General features: G+C 40.1%; 19 protein-coding genes. 11 read left to right on the plus strand and 8 right to left on the minus strand.

Features of this window, described 5'->3' with window-relative positions; all coding sequences use genetic code 11:
- Positions 1 to 16: 16 nt before the first annotated feature.
- The 3 genes from KA717_21880 to KA717_21890 form a co-directional block, all read right to left on the minus strand.
- The gene (locus KA717_21880) at positions 17 to 1,297 is read right to left on the minus strand and encodes an ISKra4 family transposase (GenBank protein UXE64750.1); all 1,281 of its coding nucleotides are present in this window, start codon (positions 1,295 to 1,297) and stop codon (positions 17 to 19) included.
- Positions 1,298 to 1,330: 33 nt separating this feature from the next.
- A complete protein-coding gene (locus KA717_21885; protein UXE58678.1) occupies positions 1,331 to 2,227 on the minus strand; it encodes a circadian clock protein KaiA in 897 nt (298 codons plus the stop codon).
- A 468-nt stretch (positions 2,228 to 2,695) separates the two neighbouring features.
- The gene (locus tag KA717_21890; protein ID UXE58679.1) at positions 2,696 to 3,178 is read right to left on the minus strand and encodes a transposase; all 483 of its coding nucleotides are present in this window, start codon (positions 3,176 to 3,178) and stop codon (positions 2,696 to 2,698) included.
- 582 nt (positions 3,179 to 3,760) lie between these two features.
- Between KA717_21890 and KA717_21895 the strand changes: the two genes are divergently transcribed.
- From KA717_21895 to KA717_21930, 8 genes are all read left to right on the plus strand, one after another.
- Complete coding sequence (locus KA717_21895) at positions 3,761 to 4,036, plus strand: hypothetical protein (protein UXE58680.1); 276 nt, start codon at positions 3,761 to 3,763, stop codon at positions 4,034 to 4,036.
- Between the two features lie 170 nt (positions 4,037 to 4,206).
- Positions 4,207 to 4,425 (plus strand): hypothetical protein, encoded by a 219-nt coding sequence (locus KA717_21900; protein UXE58681.1) that lies wholly within the window; start codon positions 4,207 to 4,209, stop codon positions 4,423 to 4,425.
- Complete coding sequence (locus KA717_21905; protein UXE58682.1) at positions 4,422 to 4,691, plus strand: hypothetical protein; 270 nt, start codon at positions 4,422 to 4,424, stop codon at positions 4,689 to 4,691. Before KA717_21900 ends, KA717_21905 begins: the two co-directional genes overlap by 4 nt.
- Before the next feature lie 163 nt (positions 4,692 to 4,854).
- Entirely contained in the window at positions 4,855 to 5,079 is a 225-nt protein-coding gene (locus KA717_21910) for a hypothetical protein (protein UXE58683.1), read from the plus strand.
- Positions 5,080 to 5,664: 585 nt separating this feature from the next.
- On the plus strand, positions 5,665 to 5,877 hold the full coding sequence (locus tag KA717_21915; protein UXE58684.1) for a DUF2283 domain-containing protein: 213 nt from the start codon (positions 5,665 to 5,667) through the stop codon (positions 5,875 to 5,877).
- Positions 5,878 to 6,044: 167 nt separating this feature from the next.
- Positions 6,045 to 6,281, plus strand: coding sequence for a hypothetical protein (locus tag KA717_21920; GenBank protein ID UXE58685.1), 237 nt, complete (start codon positions 6,045 to 6,047; stop codon positions 6,279 to 6,281).
- A 246-nt stretch (positions 6,282 to 6,527) separates the two neighbouring features.
- Positions 6,528 to 6,716 (plus strand): hypothetical protein, encoded by a 189-nt coding sequence (locus KA717_21925; GenBank protein ID UXE58686.1) that lies wholly within the window; start codon positions 6,528 to 6,530, stop codon positions 6,714 to 6,716.
- Positions 6,717 to 6,888: 172 nt separating this feature from the next.
- Positions 6,889 to 7,461: a Uma2 family endonuclease gene (locus KA717_21930; GenBank protein UXE58687.1), complete on the plus strand. Its 573-nt coding sequence runs from the start codon at positions 6,889 to 6,891 to the stop codon at positions 7,459 to 7,461.
- A gap of 343 nt (positions 7,462 to 7,804) precedes the next feature.
- Here KA717_21930 and KA717_21935 read toward each other — a convergent pair whose 3' ends face one another.
- Positions 7,805 to 8,062, minus strand: coding sequence for a BrnA antitoxin family protein (locus KA717_21935; GenBank protein UXE58688.1), 258 nt, complete (start codon positions 8,060 to 8,062; stop codon positions 7,805 to 7,807).
- On the minus strand, positions 8,031 to 8,300 hold the full coding sequence (locus KA717_21940; protein ID UXE58689.1) for a BrnT family toxin: 270 nt from the start codon (positions 8,298 to 8,300) through the stop codon (positions 8,031 to 8,033). Before KA717_21940 ends, KA717_21935 begins: the two co-directional genes overlap by 32 nt.
- A 188-nt stretch (positions 8,301 to 8,488) precedes the next feature.
- Here KA717_21940 and KA717_21945 point away from each other — a divergent pair, with 188 nt between their 5' ends.
- Positions 8,489 to 8,947: a DUF29 domain-containing protein gene (locus tag KA717_21945; protein UXE58690.1), complete on the plus strand. Its 459-nt coding sequence runs from the start codon at positions 8,489 to 8,491 to the stop codon at positions 8,945 to 8,947.
- Between the two features lie 387 nt (positions 8,948 to 9,334).
- Here KA717_21945 and KA717_21950 read toward each other — a convergent pair whose 3' ends face one another.
- Positions 9,335 to 9,847 carry a hypothetical protein gene (locus tag KA717_21950; GenBank protein UXE58691.1) on the minus strand — a complete coding sequence of 171 codons (513 nt, stop codon included), beginning with the start codon at positions 9,845 to 9,847 and terminating at the stop codon, positions 9,335 to 9,337.
- A 158-nt stretch (positions 9,848 to 10,005) separates the two neighbouring features.
- On the opposite strand from KA717_21950, the gene KA717_21955 reads away from it, so the two are divergent.
- Both KA717_21955 and gcvP read left to right on the plus strand, forming a co-directional pair.
- Positions 10,006 to 10,359 carry a hypothetical protein gene (locus KA717_21955; protein UXE58692.1) on the plus strand — a complete coding sequence of 118 codons (354 nt, stop codon included), beginning with the start codon at positions 10,006 to 10,008 and terminating at the stop codon, positions 10,357 to 10,359.
- 501 nt (positions 10,360 to 10,860) lie between these two features.
- The gene (gene gcvP / locus KA717_21960; GenBank protein ID UXE58693.1) at positions 10,861 to 13,785 is read left to right on the plus strand and encodes an aminomethyl-transferring glycine dehydrogenase; all 2,925 of its coding nucleotides are present in this window, start codon (positions 10,861 to 10,863) and stop codon (positions 13,783 to 13,785) included.
- A 522-nt stretch (positions 13,786 to 14,307) separates the two neighbouring features.
- Here gcvP and KA717_21965 read toward each other — a convergent pair.
- The gene (locus tag KA717_21965) at positions 14,308 to 14,649 is read right to left on the minus strand and encodes a rhodanese-like domain-containing protein (protein UXE58694.1); all 342 of its coding nucleotides are present in this window, start codon (positions 14,647 to 14,649) and stop codon (positions 14,308 to 14,310) included.
- A gap of 261 nt (positions 14,650 to 14,910) precedes the next feature.
- Entirely contained in the window at positions 14,911 to 15,456 is a 546-nt protein-coding gene (locus KA717_21970) for a DUF3122 domain-containing protein (GenBank protein UXE58695.1), read from the minus strand.
- Positions 15,457 to 15,492 lie beyond the last annotated feature (36 nt).

Raw genomic sequence — 15,492 nt, forward strand, 5'->3', positions numbered from 1 at the left:
ATAAAAGCTGTTGTAATCAGGGTTCTACAGGGAACCCATATTGATCAAGTTTTGCCCAAAATTGACTCCATCGTTCCTTGGTCAATACCAAAGCTCGTAGGCTCAAAATAATTCCTGCTCCTTTTTCCTTCCATCGCATCCCTGAACAACATAATCGTTGTTTGACCAACGTCTTACAAGCTGCTTCCGTAACACCTGAACCAATCGGATACTTTTTCTCTAAGTATTCAGCATAATCCATTTGATGCTGATGATTCTCGTAATAAGTAATCGCCGCTTGTAGTTTCTCGGTAAGATTCTTAGAATGACTTTTTTCTTCTTTGACTTCTTTCATCAGATTTAGCAGTTCTCCTGCTTTTCCTTTTTCATGCTTGAGTTCTCGACAATTTTCAGTCAACCATTCTTTTTGTTTTGACACTGTATTCGGATGCAACGCTTCTGCCAAGGCACCTAAGTAACCAGAGGCATGATAGAAATCTAATATCTGTTCTTCCGTTTGCTTTTCTAAAAACTTCCAATTTGATTCTGCCCCGTCTGCTATCCCGACCAATGTTGCCTCTGGATAACGTTTTTTCGCTCGCTCAATTTCTCTTTCTAATCTTTCTAGAAAACTCTTTTTTCCATACTCTGGTGCCGCACCTAGATAGATTGTATGTTGACGTTCTCCCTCACTATCGTATAGGGAAACGGTTCCCACCATTGCTTCACGGTAGCCATCCTCACACATCAGCATACAGGTTCCATCTAATCCTATTCCCACTGTTGCAATTTGGCTATCCTCCTTGGGCGGGGCATAACTCCACGCTTCTTCTTTTGCCTGTACCACACTTCCTACTGCTTCACTCAATCTTTGGATATAGGATAGCGCTACTTTTCTACCATGATTTTCTAATAAATCATTTTTCACCTCTTTGCCTGCCATCCCTGACATTTTTGAGGATACCTGTTTTGCCAATAATGGCGTTGATGTTATGATTATCCTTGCTTCTCTTTCTAAGGGGCAATACGTTTTTCCTCCTACTGAACGCTGATATACATGACGATTCACTATAACCTCACCATAAGGTGTTTGATATTCTTTCGGTTGCTCTCCCTTACTCTTCCAGATTTCTTCACCGATTTTTAAGGGTGAACCATCTGTATCTAAATATTTCAAGGCTTCTTTGCTGGCGATGCAACCTACTTCGTTTAAGCCTTTTTGAATATTTATTTCTGTATCCAACATTGAACGACTGAGTTCTAATGTTAGTTCTATTTTTATCTTTGAACCCTCTACATTAATTAGTTTTGCTGTCATCATTGTTTCCTCTTTGTCACTTTTCATCTCATGTTAACACTTTTCTTTTCCTTCATCAACTAAAAGTCGCACCCCCCTGGGAATAGAGCGTCGATACATTTCACCTAAATGCGCCAAAATATCAATCAGTGCTAAACGATAGTCTAATAAAATTTCTTCGCTGCGTCCTTCCAGTTTTAGGTGTTGAGAAAACTCATCCATGAGGTTAATATGAATTTCCAAAATTTGGGAAACCGAAATATCGGCAAAGAAAGCACTATTCACAAATTGATCAATCTCTTGGTTAATATCAACACTTTGGTTGAAATAGGTCAAGATAATTTCACGATATTCTAAGGCAAGCTGTTCTAGAAATTCTTGTTTCTCAGCCGGCTCTAGATTGCGATAAAAGCTTTTGGGGTTGCGCTTGTAATACACACCTAAATATCCCAATCTTTCTTTTAGCTTATCCGCCAAGCGACGTTGTTGTAGGAGCAAGAAACTTTGTTGAGAGTCTTGAGGATCACGTTTTTGAGTACTAGCATTTGGAGGGGGGATGGTGCAGCTAGGGCCAAGATGTAAATAATGGGCGATCGCCCGATCAATGACTGTCGGGATAGTTTGCCATTCTGATTCGGGTAAATGGATTTCGGCATTGTGGTAAATGACCGTCGGCGTTTCCTGAGGGGCAGATGTCTCGCGTTGAGATTCGAGGATGATTATTGGCAGGAGGCAGCCTTGCTCGTAGAGTTGGTTAAAAAAGGGTAAGGCGGGACTATCTCGTAAGACGATCAGACAATCAATATGCTCTGTATGACTACCAATAAACTCGATAAATTCATTAACAGAATAGACATAGGTCAGCCGATAGCGATCGCTCTTTAACATCTGAGAAAGTTGCTGGGCGATCACCTCCGTTACAAAGAGGCAAAGAGAAAGAGAAGACTGCAAAGCGTTCTCGACAGGGTAACAGGGAAGGGTGTGAGGAGTAGAACACCCCATAGGGGGGACTGACCATAGACATTTCTACACTACAAAAGCTATCACATCTAGGCAGTCAGGAGTAGGAAAATCTAAAGAAAAGGTGAAAAAAGGTCAAAGTTAGGTTGCTAACGGTTGCCGAGGATGGGGATTCAGCCCGCGATCGCCGCTTGACGATGGCTTTGAGCCTGATTGACTGACAAAAGTTATGCAGAAAAGTACTGATAAGAGTGGATAGTGAATTCGAGACGATGTAGTCGCTGACGATGTTGTGGGCGTGAAGCCATAGAGGGTTCGGAGTCAAAATTAGAAGAGAAACGGACTTGATGAATGAGATTCCAGGCATTGAGAACAGCCGCCTTAATCCAATCACAGCCAATCCGAAAATAACTGTTGACGCGAAACCAATGAGTATCGACCCAGCGACGATGCCCTCCATCAACGACAGCAAGACCTTGAGAGGTGGCAAAAAGTGTAGCCACAGCCATGATAAAACTTTGAACTTTGAACTTTGAACTCGCCATCTATTGTGTACTGAATCTCTACCCAAACTCCATCTACGAGAATCATCTTGGGAATTCGGGTTAAGGGAACCTGTCTTCTGCTTTCTATTTGTTTTTGGACATTAAGAGTAATCTGGTTCACCGCACTTACCGATAGCACTTTTCCTAGTATTAAATATAAAGCCTCCTGCAAATCTCGTAAGGATAGCCCCATCACATAGAGAACACACATCCAATCCAATAAATTTCCCAGACTTCGCTGATATCTTTCTAAAATCTGCCATTCTCTTTCTTTATTTCCCTCTCTTAATTTGGGGACAGCTAAATCACTTATCTGTCCATATTGAGTGTTTACTCCACGAAGATAGTACCCAGAACGATACGGTTTTTTCTCTTTTCCCTTGAGAAATTCTGTCACTTCTTACTTCAAGGCACTTTCTAAAACCGTTTTGACCGTATCCACCACTCCACCACTTCTGTCTTTAACTTTGAGTTTAAGGCTTCGTTTAGTTGAGGATGAAAACCTTGCTGTCTCACACGCAGGATTTGTTTTTCTTGCTCGGCTATACTCATCGCTACAATCCTTTCCAATCTTTTTTATTCTCTTGTTTTATACCTTTTCATACCATTTTCTACCTGCGCGAATAAATAAAGACACTAACGAAATTGTTAACTACCACCAGCGTGAATATGAGTCCATCATTCTAAGTGTTTGGAAAGGATTGACCACAAGTGAATAATCGCTTGTATTAATTAATGTCTAACTTAGCCGCTAGACGATGAACAAGAAGCTTAGAAATTATCATTTAGTGCGATCTCTGTTTCTGTCGCGTCATTTTAAGGTGTGATCGCGGTTTCATTATCTGTAATTGAAAATAGGCGATCGCGGCTTTATTGTTTGTAATTAAAAGGGGCGATCGCTATTCTTATCGTCGTTTCCTATTTAGCAAGCTTAGGGTTTAAAATAAAGAAGAGGTGTTTAGAGTTATCAACAAGAACTATGGTGGTACAACGTTGGACAGATGAAATGCTTGATGATTTAGCGTCAAGTGTCACTGAGCTACGGAACGGCTTTGCAGATGTACGGGAAAGCATTACCGAGATTCGGGATAGTGTGGATGGATTAAGAGTGACTTCCCAAGCGTTGTTACAGGTGGCAGCGCAGAGTCAACGGGATATGGAAGCAATTAAAGAACGGCAAGCGGAAAGTGATCAACAGTTTAATGTTTTATTGGAGGAGGTACGTTTTTTGATTCGGGGAAAAACCAATGATTAATTAGATTTTAAATCGCGGTTTTATTCTTTATGATTGAAAAAGGCGATCGCAGTATGAATTTGGGCTTTAAGGGCAATCACGGTGCAAGAGTTGATTGTTTTAAGAATGGCGATCCATTGAATCTTATTGTAAAATAGTGACATCAAGAACATCTTGCACATTTTTTTATTATGACGGAACTACTTGAACAAGATATTTCAAAAATCAGAACTTTATCCTCTGATCAACAAGAGACTCTAGCGACTATCATTCTAGAAGAAATCGAAGAAGAAAAGCAATGGGATCAATCCTTTACTCGTTCACCTGATTTATTAGCCAAACTTGCCGCAGAAGCGATGACTGAATACCGACAAGGAAAAACGAAAGAACTCGATCCAGAAACTCTGTGAAATCCCAAACAACAATTCAGTTTCGTAAACAATTTTCTGCTCTCCCTAAACAAATTCAAGAACAGACCCGCAAAGCCTATCGGCAATTTCAAGATGATTCCAGTCATCCTAGTTTACGGTTCAAAAAAATCCATTCTCAACTACCTATTTATTCTGCTCGAATTAACAAAGATTATCGAGTAGTTGGTCAGTTAGAACAGGATACAGTAATCTGGTTTTGGATTGGTTCCCATGCTGAATATGACTTGCTTTTGAATCAGATTTAAGGCGATCGCGTTGCAAGAGTTGATTGTTTTAAGAAAGGCGATCTCGGTTTCGTTATTCGCAATTGAAAATAGGCGATCACTTTTGAAAGGAGAATTAGTGAGTGGTGATCGCTTTTTTGGCGCTAGAATCTAACTAACAATAAATTCTATATTTCAACTGATTATGACGGAACTACTTCAACAGGCGATCGCCAAAATCGAACAACTTTCTCCACATCAACAGGACGCGATCGCTTCTCGGTTATTAACAGAAGTGCAAGATGAACAGCATTGGGAAACCAGCCTTAATAACACAACTGATGGTCAGTGGGAGCAAATGGCCGATATGGTGCGCCAAGAAATTAGTGGGAGTAAAACCGTTCCTCTGAATCAAATTTTTCCCTCTTAGCAATGAAATCAAGCGTTACACAATCCTTTCGTAAGCAACTGGAACAATTGCCAATCTTCGTTCAAGAACAGGCAGCTAAAGCTTACAAACTTTGGCAAAAAGACCCGTACCATAATAGTATTTAATTCAAAAGAGTGAGTCCTCAACAACCGATTTATTCGGTGCGTGTTAGTCTCAATTATCGTGCATTAGGTTTTTGGGAATCTGATCACGTTTATTGGTATTGGATAGGTACTCATAATGAATATGACGAATTACTCAAAAATTTGTAGAATTGCGGTTTTGTTGTGTGTAATTGATAAAAGGCGATCATTAAAATTCTAATATGTTAAGATTGAGGTAAAATGTGAATTATTATTTTTCTGAACACGCTAAACAAGAAATAGAACGCCGTTTCATTCCCTTATAACATATTGAATCAACTCTAAATAGTCCTCAACAAATTACCGAGGAACGAGAACAAAGACGGTGCTATCAATCTCTCGTTAAAATCAATGATAAGCAGTTTTTACGGCGCATTATTGTCAATCGAGAAAGCCCCAAAAAAGTTATCACACTTTATCTAACCACAAAAATCAAAAAATATTGGAGATAACCATGAAAATTAATTATGATCAAGACGTTGATATTCTTAGAATTTTACTCACCGATGCCGCTATTGAAGAAAGTGATGAGATAGAAACAGGTGTAATTTTTGACTACGATAGTCAAGGTAATGTTGTTGGTATTGAGATTTTAGATGCCTCTAAACGCAACACTCAATCTCGTCAACTAGAATACTCAATTTCCAATATTTAGGTTAATCTTGTTGGGAAAAAGGAGATCGCATTATGAGTTCAGGGTTTAGAGGCGATCGCGGTTTGTTATTTGTGTTGAAAAAGGATTATTGTCTTTTCCTCTCCTGATCTTAATTTCTATGCTAAAATCGAATCCAGAGCTTAATCTTAATATTTAATCGTAAAGCCATGACGACTATTAATTTATCAGTTCCCTTTGAATCCCTTGTTACTGCAATTCGATCTTTAACCTGGAATGAACAGCAACAATTATTAAAATTACTCGAAGAGCAAATGTTTGAATCAGAAGAAGCCTGGGAGGATAGTCCTGAAATAGTCGCCGAAATTCAACAAGCAAGAGAAGCTTATCAAGCAGGAGACTATCAAACACTCGAAGAATTTATGTCTAATAAATCTCAAGGTTAGCCATGAGATATACAATAATTATTCCTAAACCCGTACAAAAACAACTTAAAAATTTACCTACAGAAACGTATCAAAGAATTATAGAAAAAATCGGACAACTATCTAGTCAGCCTCGTTCTCTAGACACGAAAAAACTCAAGGGATTTGAAAATGAGTACCGAATTAGAATTGGCGATTACCGTGTTCGCTACGAAATTAAAGACAAAACCCTAACAGTTCTTCTTCTTAGTTGTCGCCATCGAAGAGATGCCTATAGAGATTAATGGCGATCGCAATATAAGTTCAGATTTTAGGGGTGATCGCAGTATGAATTCAGGATTTAGAGGCGATCGCAATATAAGTTCAGATTTTAGGGGTGATCGCAGTATGAATTCAGGATTTAGAGGCGATCGCAATATAAGTTCAGATTTTAGGGGCGATCGCAATTTGAGTTAAGGGTTTAGGAGCGATCGCGTTTTCATTATCTGTAATTGAAAAGGGCGATCGCTGTTTCGTATCGAGTAGAGGTAGAGCCGATGTTCAGTGGTTAAGGAAAGGATTTGAGGGAAAACTTTGCCGTGTAAATTTGTTATACTCTAATTAGTCTAACTTTTGAGGTAATAAGCGTGTGACTATCAGCATCGAACGCCCTCCTGCTAGTTCTATTACTTTAACTGAGTTTTTGGCATTGCCAGAGACTAAACCTGCCAGTGAATATTTAGATGGAGAAATCATTCAAAAACCAATGCCCCAGGGAGAACATAGTCTGTTTCAAAATGAGCTACTAATGCGTATTAATCAATTAGGCAAACCTGCCAAAATTGTTTACGCCTTCCCTGAATTGCGTTGTGTCTTTGCAGGACGAGCGATCGTGCCAGATATAGCAGTATTTGCTTGGAATAATATTCCGAGAACTGCGGAGGGAAAGGTCGCAAATAGATTTGAAATCCCCCCCGATTGGTTAATTGAAATTCTCTCACCTGAACAATCTCCTAATCGGGTTATTAAAAAGATTGTGTTTGCACTTAAACAGGGAACCCAGTTAGCTTGGTTAATTGATCCGATGGATGAGTCTGTCACAGTTTTCTATCCTCAAAGTTTACCTGATATTAAAGAACAGGAGGATTTATTGCCAGCTTTAGATGGTCTTCAGAACTGGCAATTATCAGTAGCAGAAATGTTTAGTTGGTTGGCTTTATAGATTCAAAAATAAGTGGCGATCGCGGTTTCATTATCTGTAATTGAAAAAAGGCGATCGCGGTTTCGTTATCTGTAATTGAAAGTAGTGATCGCGTTTTCATTATCTGTAATTGAAGAGGGGCGATCGCAGTATGATTTTAGAATTTAGGGGCGATCTCAGTATGAATTTGGGGTTTAGAAGCGATCGCGGTCTTGTTGTTTATGAATAGTGCGATCGCGGTTTCATTATTTATAATTGAAAATAGGTGATCGCCGTTTCCTATCCTGTTTGAAAGTGCGATCGCAGTATGAGTTCAAGGTTTAGAGGTCGATCGCCTTATGAGTTCGGAGTTTAGGGGCGATCGCTAGGGTAAACAACCTTGTAATTCTTCTTGACTCACTGATTGTCTTAAGATTTCACTAATCAGTGATTGATAACCCTCTTCTCCTGCTTTTAACTTAAAATAGGCAATTAAAGTTTCGTCTAAATCAATCATAATAGATTGCTTGCGTGGCGAAGGCTTAAGACCTACCCGAAAAACAGCACGGTCTAAATCTGTTTGAGTGACTTCAGGATATTCGTCTTGCAGATCAGAGATTTCTAAAGAAGAGTGATTGTTCATGGTTGTTTGCCTCACGCATTGAAATAAGACGAATTTCAGTTTCGGTTTCTGTGTGGATAATAACCACAACTTTAAGCCCTAATAATCCTAGCGTTACCCAACGCTGTTCGCCATAATTTTGACGATTATCTTCAAAAGTGAAAGTTGGCCCAGCAAATACGTTTTCCGCATTACAAAAATCCAGACCGTGCTTTTTAAGGTTACTTTGTCGCTTAGGTTCGTGCCAAATAAATCTCATACATAGACATTATACAAAGAATTTGGGTGATCGCAGTATAAGCTCAGAGTTCGGGATGTAGGGGCGATCGCAATTTGAGTTCAGAGTTTAGGGGCGATCACTGTTTTCTAGTTTCGGGAGAGAGCGATCACTATAACAGAATTTCTCTATAATATAGAGAGTATCTCATCCCGTTAGGAGATGGTTAAATGCTGACAACTGACCCCAAACCTTCATTATACGAACAGGATTTTTATTTGTGGATACAAAGAACCATCGAGCTACTAAAAAAAGGTAAGTTAGAGCAATTAGATCTAGAAAATTTAATTGAAGAAATAGATAGTATGGGAAAAAGTCAAAGGAAGGAGCTTAAAACTCGCCTGACGGTGTTAATTGAACATCTATTAAAGCTTCAATATTGGACAACGGAAAAAGAATATAATGTTAGGGGATGGCTCAATACTATTGTTGAACAAAGACGACAAATTACTTACATTTTGGCTGATAGCCCTAGTTTAAAACCTGTTTTAAATGATATATTTTTAGACTGTTATCAGGATGCAAGAAGCGATACCCTTCGCAAATATCAACTCCCTGCAACTCTATTTCCCCAAGAATCTCCCTTTTGTCTGTTGGAAGTGCTTGATCCAGATTTTATTCCAGTATAATTTGGGTGAATTTTTAAGAGATCACTATTTTTCTCCGTTAGAGATGGGGCGATCGCAGTATAAGTTCAGGACTTACGGGCGATCGCTGTTCCTGTTGTTTGATTCTAAGGTGCGATCACAGTATAAGTTCAGGACTTACGGGCGATCGCGGTTTCATTATCTGTAATTGAAAAGAGGCGATCGCGGTTTCGTTATCTGTAATTGAAAGTAGTGATCGCGTTTTCATTATCTGTAATTGAAGAGGGGCGATCGCAGTATGATTTTAGAATTTAGGGGCGATCTCAGTATGAATTTGGGGTTTAGAAGCGATCGCTATTTTGCTGTTTATGACTGAAAGGGCGATCACAGTAGAAAAAACGTTAGTAATCTAGGTTATTACAGATTAACTTATTGCAGAGTATCTAAAATCAAAGATAACTCTAAATCAAGAGTTTCGGAAATTTGCTCTGCGGTTAGTCCAAGTTTTGTTAATTTAGGAACAGTTTCTAATTTTAGCTGTTTGAATTTGTTCTCAATTTGTGGATTTTCAGCATCAACATTGTTAGGAATATTGACTTCCAAATTTTCAGGAGATTGGAGAGATGTAGGACATAAATTAATATTACCTATTCGTCCAGGGTTGATCACAATATTTGAGTTTGTAGCTGTAAATCTTTCAATAGCTGATCGAACATTTGACTTATTCAACTCTTCTCCTAGTGTTTCTGAAAGAATATGCCATAACTCATAGGCTTTATCTCTCGCATGACCTTCAGAGCAGTTATATTCTTGGGCAATTTGAGAATATTTTTGTCCATTAAAAACATTTTTTAAAATACCCAATTGTAGAGTATCAAGATGTTTTCCAGTTTGACTAAAAACAAGATTATCAAGTGTCTTAAAAAGTTCTTTAGTATCCATAAGAAATAATTTTAAGGTTAGTAGCCGTTATTTTCCGACATTTTCCGACTTTTGTAAAGGGTCACAAACAAAGTCCCGACATTTTCCGTTGTTTTCCGTCTTGACTCAAGCTGATCTTGTTTGTGATAATTTACGCAAATTCTTAGGAGATTTAGAGTATGAAATTTTTAAAAATAAGTAAAGCAACTCATGTACTTATCTTGGCTGGAGCCATTTTCGGCTTTCAAACAACAATTAGCACAATTAACGCTAACGCAGACAACCCCTATATGGGGCCAGTTCTTCAATTAGACAAAGAAGTAAGTCGCTTCGTGGACAATGAACTGAGAAAAGATCAACAACGAGTTTCACAGATGTCCTGCTCACAATTAAAATCTGAAGCTCGTCAATATCGTAACCGAGGAAATTATTGGGCTGCTCAAGTTAATGTTCGTGGTTATGCAGCCCAGGCAGAGGGAAATTATCTTTATGAAGACCGAAGACTTGCAGAATACTCCAGAAGATGCGGATAACTTTTGTTAAATTTGTATTCTTTCTGTAAATCAACCCTTAATTTAATTATTATGAATCGCTTTCTTCTGTTTGTTTCCAGTGTTCTAGTTCTTTTTTGTTTCGTATTTTATTTTATGTGGAAGGAAAATGAAAAAACGGTTGATTGTCTTTCCTATGCTTATCAAGGTATTGATTCAACAGGAAAAGGGCGGGACAATTGTACGCAATGAATAACTATACACATTTTTAGTTCTTGATTTTTGCACTATAACCCTTGATTTTTGTGCCATTTGTCGCTGATTGCCGTTATTTATATTCCTTTTAGTATAATCGCCGATTTTGTAAATCGGCTTAACAATTAGTGCTGTTTCTTAGAGGTTTAATGGTCAACAAGAGATCGCCGCTCTTGTTTCGTTTAATTTCCGAGAGAAAAGTACCGTGAGCAGTATAGTCAGAAAATCCATTACAAAAGCGTAACGATTTGTTAAGCTAGGTTAAGATTTTTACCCTTTGCGCTGCTCATGCCTAATCGACCACTTGCCGCCCCCGCGATCGCGCCCTCTGCAACCCTGGCTCCCACCGATACCTTTGTTAATCGTCATCTTGGCCCCAATGCTGCCGAAGTGGGGAAAATGCTCAGTTTTCTGGGGTTCAGTGATTTAGAGAGTTTGATTGCCAAGACCGTTCCCCCCGCTATTCGGTTAAAAAATGCCCTGAAATTGCCCCCCGCTCAGAGTGAATATGCGGCGATCGCCCAGTTGAAGTCCATCGCCTCCAAAAATCAGATTTATCGTTCCTATATTGGCATGGGGTATAATGACACTATTACGCCCCCCGTCATTCAACGCAACATTTTAGAAAATCCAGGTTGGTACACCGCATATACTCCCTATCAAGCGGAAATTGCCCAGGGTCGTCTCGAAGCTCTGTTAAATTTCCAGACCATGATTATTGAGTTAACAGGCTTAGAAATAGCCAATGCCTCACTATTAGATGAAGGAACGGCGGCGGCGGAAGCAATGGCCATGAGTTATGGGGTTTCTAAAAATAAAGCTAATGCCTTTTTTGTGTCTAGTAGTTGTCATCCCCAAACCATTGAAGTGGTTAAAACTCGTGCTATTCCTTTGGGTATTGAACTAATTATTAGTGATCACCAAACCTTTGATTTTAGTACCCCCATCTTTGGAGCTTTATTACAATATCCAGCCACCGATGGCATCATTTACGATTACCGCAATTTTATTGAAAAAGTTCACGCCCAAAAAGCCTTAGTCACTCTAGCCGCCGATCCCCTCAGTTTAGCTCTGTTAACTTCTCCTGGAGAATTAGGGGCTGATATTGCGATCGGTTCTACCCAACGGTTTGGCGTTCCCCTGGGTTATGGTGGCCCCCATGCTGCCTATTTTGCCACCAAAGAAGCCTATAAACGTCAGGTTCCAGGTCGTATTGTGGGCGTTTCTAAGGATAGTCAAGGTAAACCCGCTTTACGTTTAGCATTGCAAACCCGCGAACAACATATTCGTCGAGAAAAGGCGACGAGCAACATCTGTACTGCTCAAGTTTTATTGGCGGTAATTGCCTCGATGTATGGAGTTTATCATGGTGCAAAAGGAGTTAAAAATATTGCCCTGCGAGTGCATCAATTAACAGTTTTATTAGCCGCAGGATTAAAGCGTTTAAATTATACTTTTGGCAATGATCCTGTCTTTGATACTTTGCGAGTAGGAGTCGGTGATCAGAGTGCTGCCGCTATTGTCAAAGCGGCCACAGCCCGCAAGATTAATCTGCGCTTATTAGATCATGGTTCCGTTGGTATTAGTTTAGATGAAACCACTACCATTCAGGATTTAATTGACCTCTGGCAAATTTTTGCCGCCAAAGAAGATTTACCTTTTACGGTTGAAGAATTGCTGCAAACCGTTAATTTTGACTTTCCTAAATACCTAACCCGTCAAACTCCCTATCTAACTGATACTGTTTTCAATAAATATCATTCTGAGCATGAATTATTGCGCTATCTCCATCAATTAGAAAGTAAAGATTTAGCATTAAATACTTCTATGATTCCTCTCGGTTCCTGCACCATGAAGCTGAATGCAACAGCAGAAATGATGCCCGTAACCTGGCCAGAGTTTGGAAAATTACATCCCTTTGCTCCTGTTGATCAAGCGGAAGGTTATCAAATTTTATTTGAACAATTGGAAACTTGGTTAGGAGAAATCACTGGATTTGATGGGGTTTCTTTACAGCCAAATGCGGGTTCTCAAGGGGAATATGCGGGCTTGCAAGTCATCCGCCAATACCATTTAAGTCGCGGCGATCACGATCGCAATATCTGTTTAATTCCAGAATCTGCTCACGGTACAAATCCCGCCAGTGCGGTTATGTGTGGAATGAAAGTTATCCCTGTAAAATGTGATGGGGATGGCAATATTGATGTCACTGATTTGACAGCAAAAGCAGAAAAGTATGCGGCTAATTTAGCAGCTTTGATGGTGACGTATCCTTCCACTCACGGGGTTTTTGAAGAAGGTATTACGGAAATTTGTGAAATTATTCACCGTCATGGTGGTCAAGTTTATATGGACGGGGCCAATATGAATGCTCAGGTGGGGTTATGTCGCCCTGCGGATTTTGGGGCAGATGTTTGCCATTTGAATTTGCATAAGACATTCTGTATTCCTCATGGTGGCGGTGGGCCTGGTATGGGGCCGATTGGAGTTAAGGCTCATTTAGTACCATTTTTGCCGAGTGTTATCCCCCCTAATCCCCCTTTGGAAGGGGGGAACCAGAGTGAGTCTATTGGCTTAATTTCGGCAGCCCCCTATGGTAGTGCGAGTATTCTGGTTATTTCCTGGATGTATATCGCCATGATGGGGTCGGAAGGGTTAACGGAAGCCACGAAGATTGCCATTCTTAATGCGAATTATATGGCCCGTCGTTTGGAAGTGTACTATCCGATTCTGTTTAAGGGAAGTAACGGTTTAGTTGCTCACGAGTGTGTCATTGATTTGCATCCTCTCAAAAAGGCGGCGGCGATCGAGGTGGATGATGTGGCTAAACGGTTGATGGATTTTGGTTTTCACTCGCCTACGGTTTCCTGGCCTGTGCCTGGGACGATGATGGTGGAACCGACGGAAAGTGAGTCCCTCGAAGAATTAGACCGTTTCTGTGATGCCATGATCGCCATTTATAAAGAGTCCGAGGCGATCGCCAATGGTGAGATTGATGCGGTCAATAATCCGTTGAAAAATGCGCCCCATACGGCAGAAAGTTTACTCTGTGGCGAGTGGGATCGTCCCTATTCCCGTGAACAAGCTGCCTATCCTGCCCCCTGGACAAAGGTTCACAAATTCTGGCCTGCGGTAGGACGAATTGATAATGCCTACGGCGATCGCCATTTGGTCTGTTCCTGTGAGGGCATGGAGGCTTATAAAGAGGGTTAATTGTTGAGAAATTGGGACGGCGATCGCTTTTTATCCTTGGGTGAGGGGCGATCGTGCTTGATCCGAGAAACTGATCACAGTAACCCACAATAAGGTTGTCATTTCCCATAATTGAGTTACGTTCCTTGGTAGTGATTTGGTAGTAATGGTAGCAGTTTAAGCCTTTGCTAAGTGGGTATTGTAGTTGTGTATAAGGCTATTTAAAACTAGTCTTTGAGGGACAAGCTTTCTCTGCCAATTATTGTTCTACTGTCAATTAAGTTGAGACAAAAAATAATAGCGCAAAAATGTTAGTCATAAAAACGTTGATTTAGGAGACAAATTTGACAAATATAGATTTGCCAAATATTTATATTAGTTAATATTCTACACAGTTCCTACCATATAAGCCATTTAGACCACCACTACTACCGAATCACTACCCAATGATCGGTAATCTAACCATTCAACCTAATCCAGACTTTAACCCAGATAAACAATGAGTTTGCCCTTAACGAATATTAAACGTTTACTAGGTGTTAGCTATTGTACTTGATTGTAGGGTAGCTTTGCTAATAAATTAGCCATCATACAGTTATCTGAAATACCCGAAAATAATAAACCACAGCCCACTAGCCCACTTAACACAAAGAAACCTGGAGTCACCAAAGACCCTAGAAGAATGCCTGTCACCACTAAGCTGCCGGCGACAATGTGAACCTGTCGCATAAGACTGATGGGTGCGTTGGATTGCCTTTTTAGCGGTAATCCAGCTTGTTTCCAGGCATTCAATCCACCCTGTAAATGGGTCACTTCTGTATATCCTGCGGCTAATAAACGTTGGGCAGCTTGTCCTGAACGATTAGCACTTCGACAGGTAAGCACAAAGGGTTTATTCCCTTCAAGCGGTAACTTTTCTGGATCAAAAGTGGAAAGAGGAAATAGTTTTGAACCTTCAATTCTTTACTGAGCGATATTCGTCAAGCTCCCGGACATCAATAAGAGTGACATCACCTTTCCGAAGTAATTTTTCAAGCGTTAGTGCATCAATCGTGTGGATTGTTTTGGTAGGGGTATTGGTCATGATAGTTTTCCTTAAAATCAAACTGCTTAATGAAGTTAAAAAATAACAAGATGCAATTGCACCTATGTGATTGGGGCAGCAACTAATTTTTGCCATTCTCGAATGAGAAAATAGGGGATCTTAAGAATGATCTTTGATTCAGATACGACAGGAATCTCTAATTCCCAAAAGCTGCTGGCTTCCATTTGTTGAATAATGTCCTGAAAGTCATACTGTCCAACATTAGTCGCTGGAGCTTTTTCTGCAAATACATCCTGTGCCAGCCTGTCCAACTGGGTGAAAGAACGAATTAAAAGCGGTGCCGGATGAATAAAGGTTGTAATCTCTGGAAAACCCACCAGGCGCAAATTAATCGTCGCAGCTTGATGATTTTGGGTTTGTTTAAATAAGATGACTTGCCAGCGATGGCCCTGTTGATCCTGAAGGGTTTCACGGGATTGGTCCAGCAAATGTCCAGGAGACTCTTCTCGCTGATCAATCATTGCGTTTGTGTCTGGGACAAGGAGGAGGTTAAAGCCAAGCAAGGTGAGCAGCACGATGAACAGGCGTATTTGCATTAAGCATTTTTTAAACATGGGGGCCAAAAATCTAATCATTGCTAGTTCCATATCTCATCAAAGCGACTCCTCCTTGAGAACATAACA

This window comes from Woronichinia naegeliana WA131, from assembly GCA_025370055.1.
In the GTDB taxonomy this organism is placed as follows: domain Bacteria; phylum Cyanobacteriota; class Cyanobacteriia; order Cyanobacteriales; family Microcystaceae; genus Woronichinia; species Woronichinia naegeliana.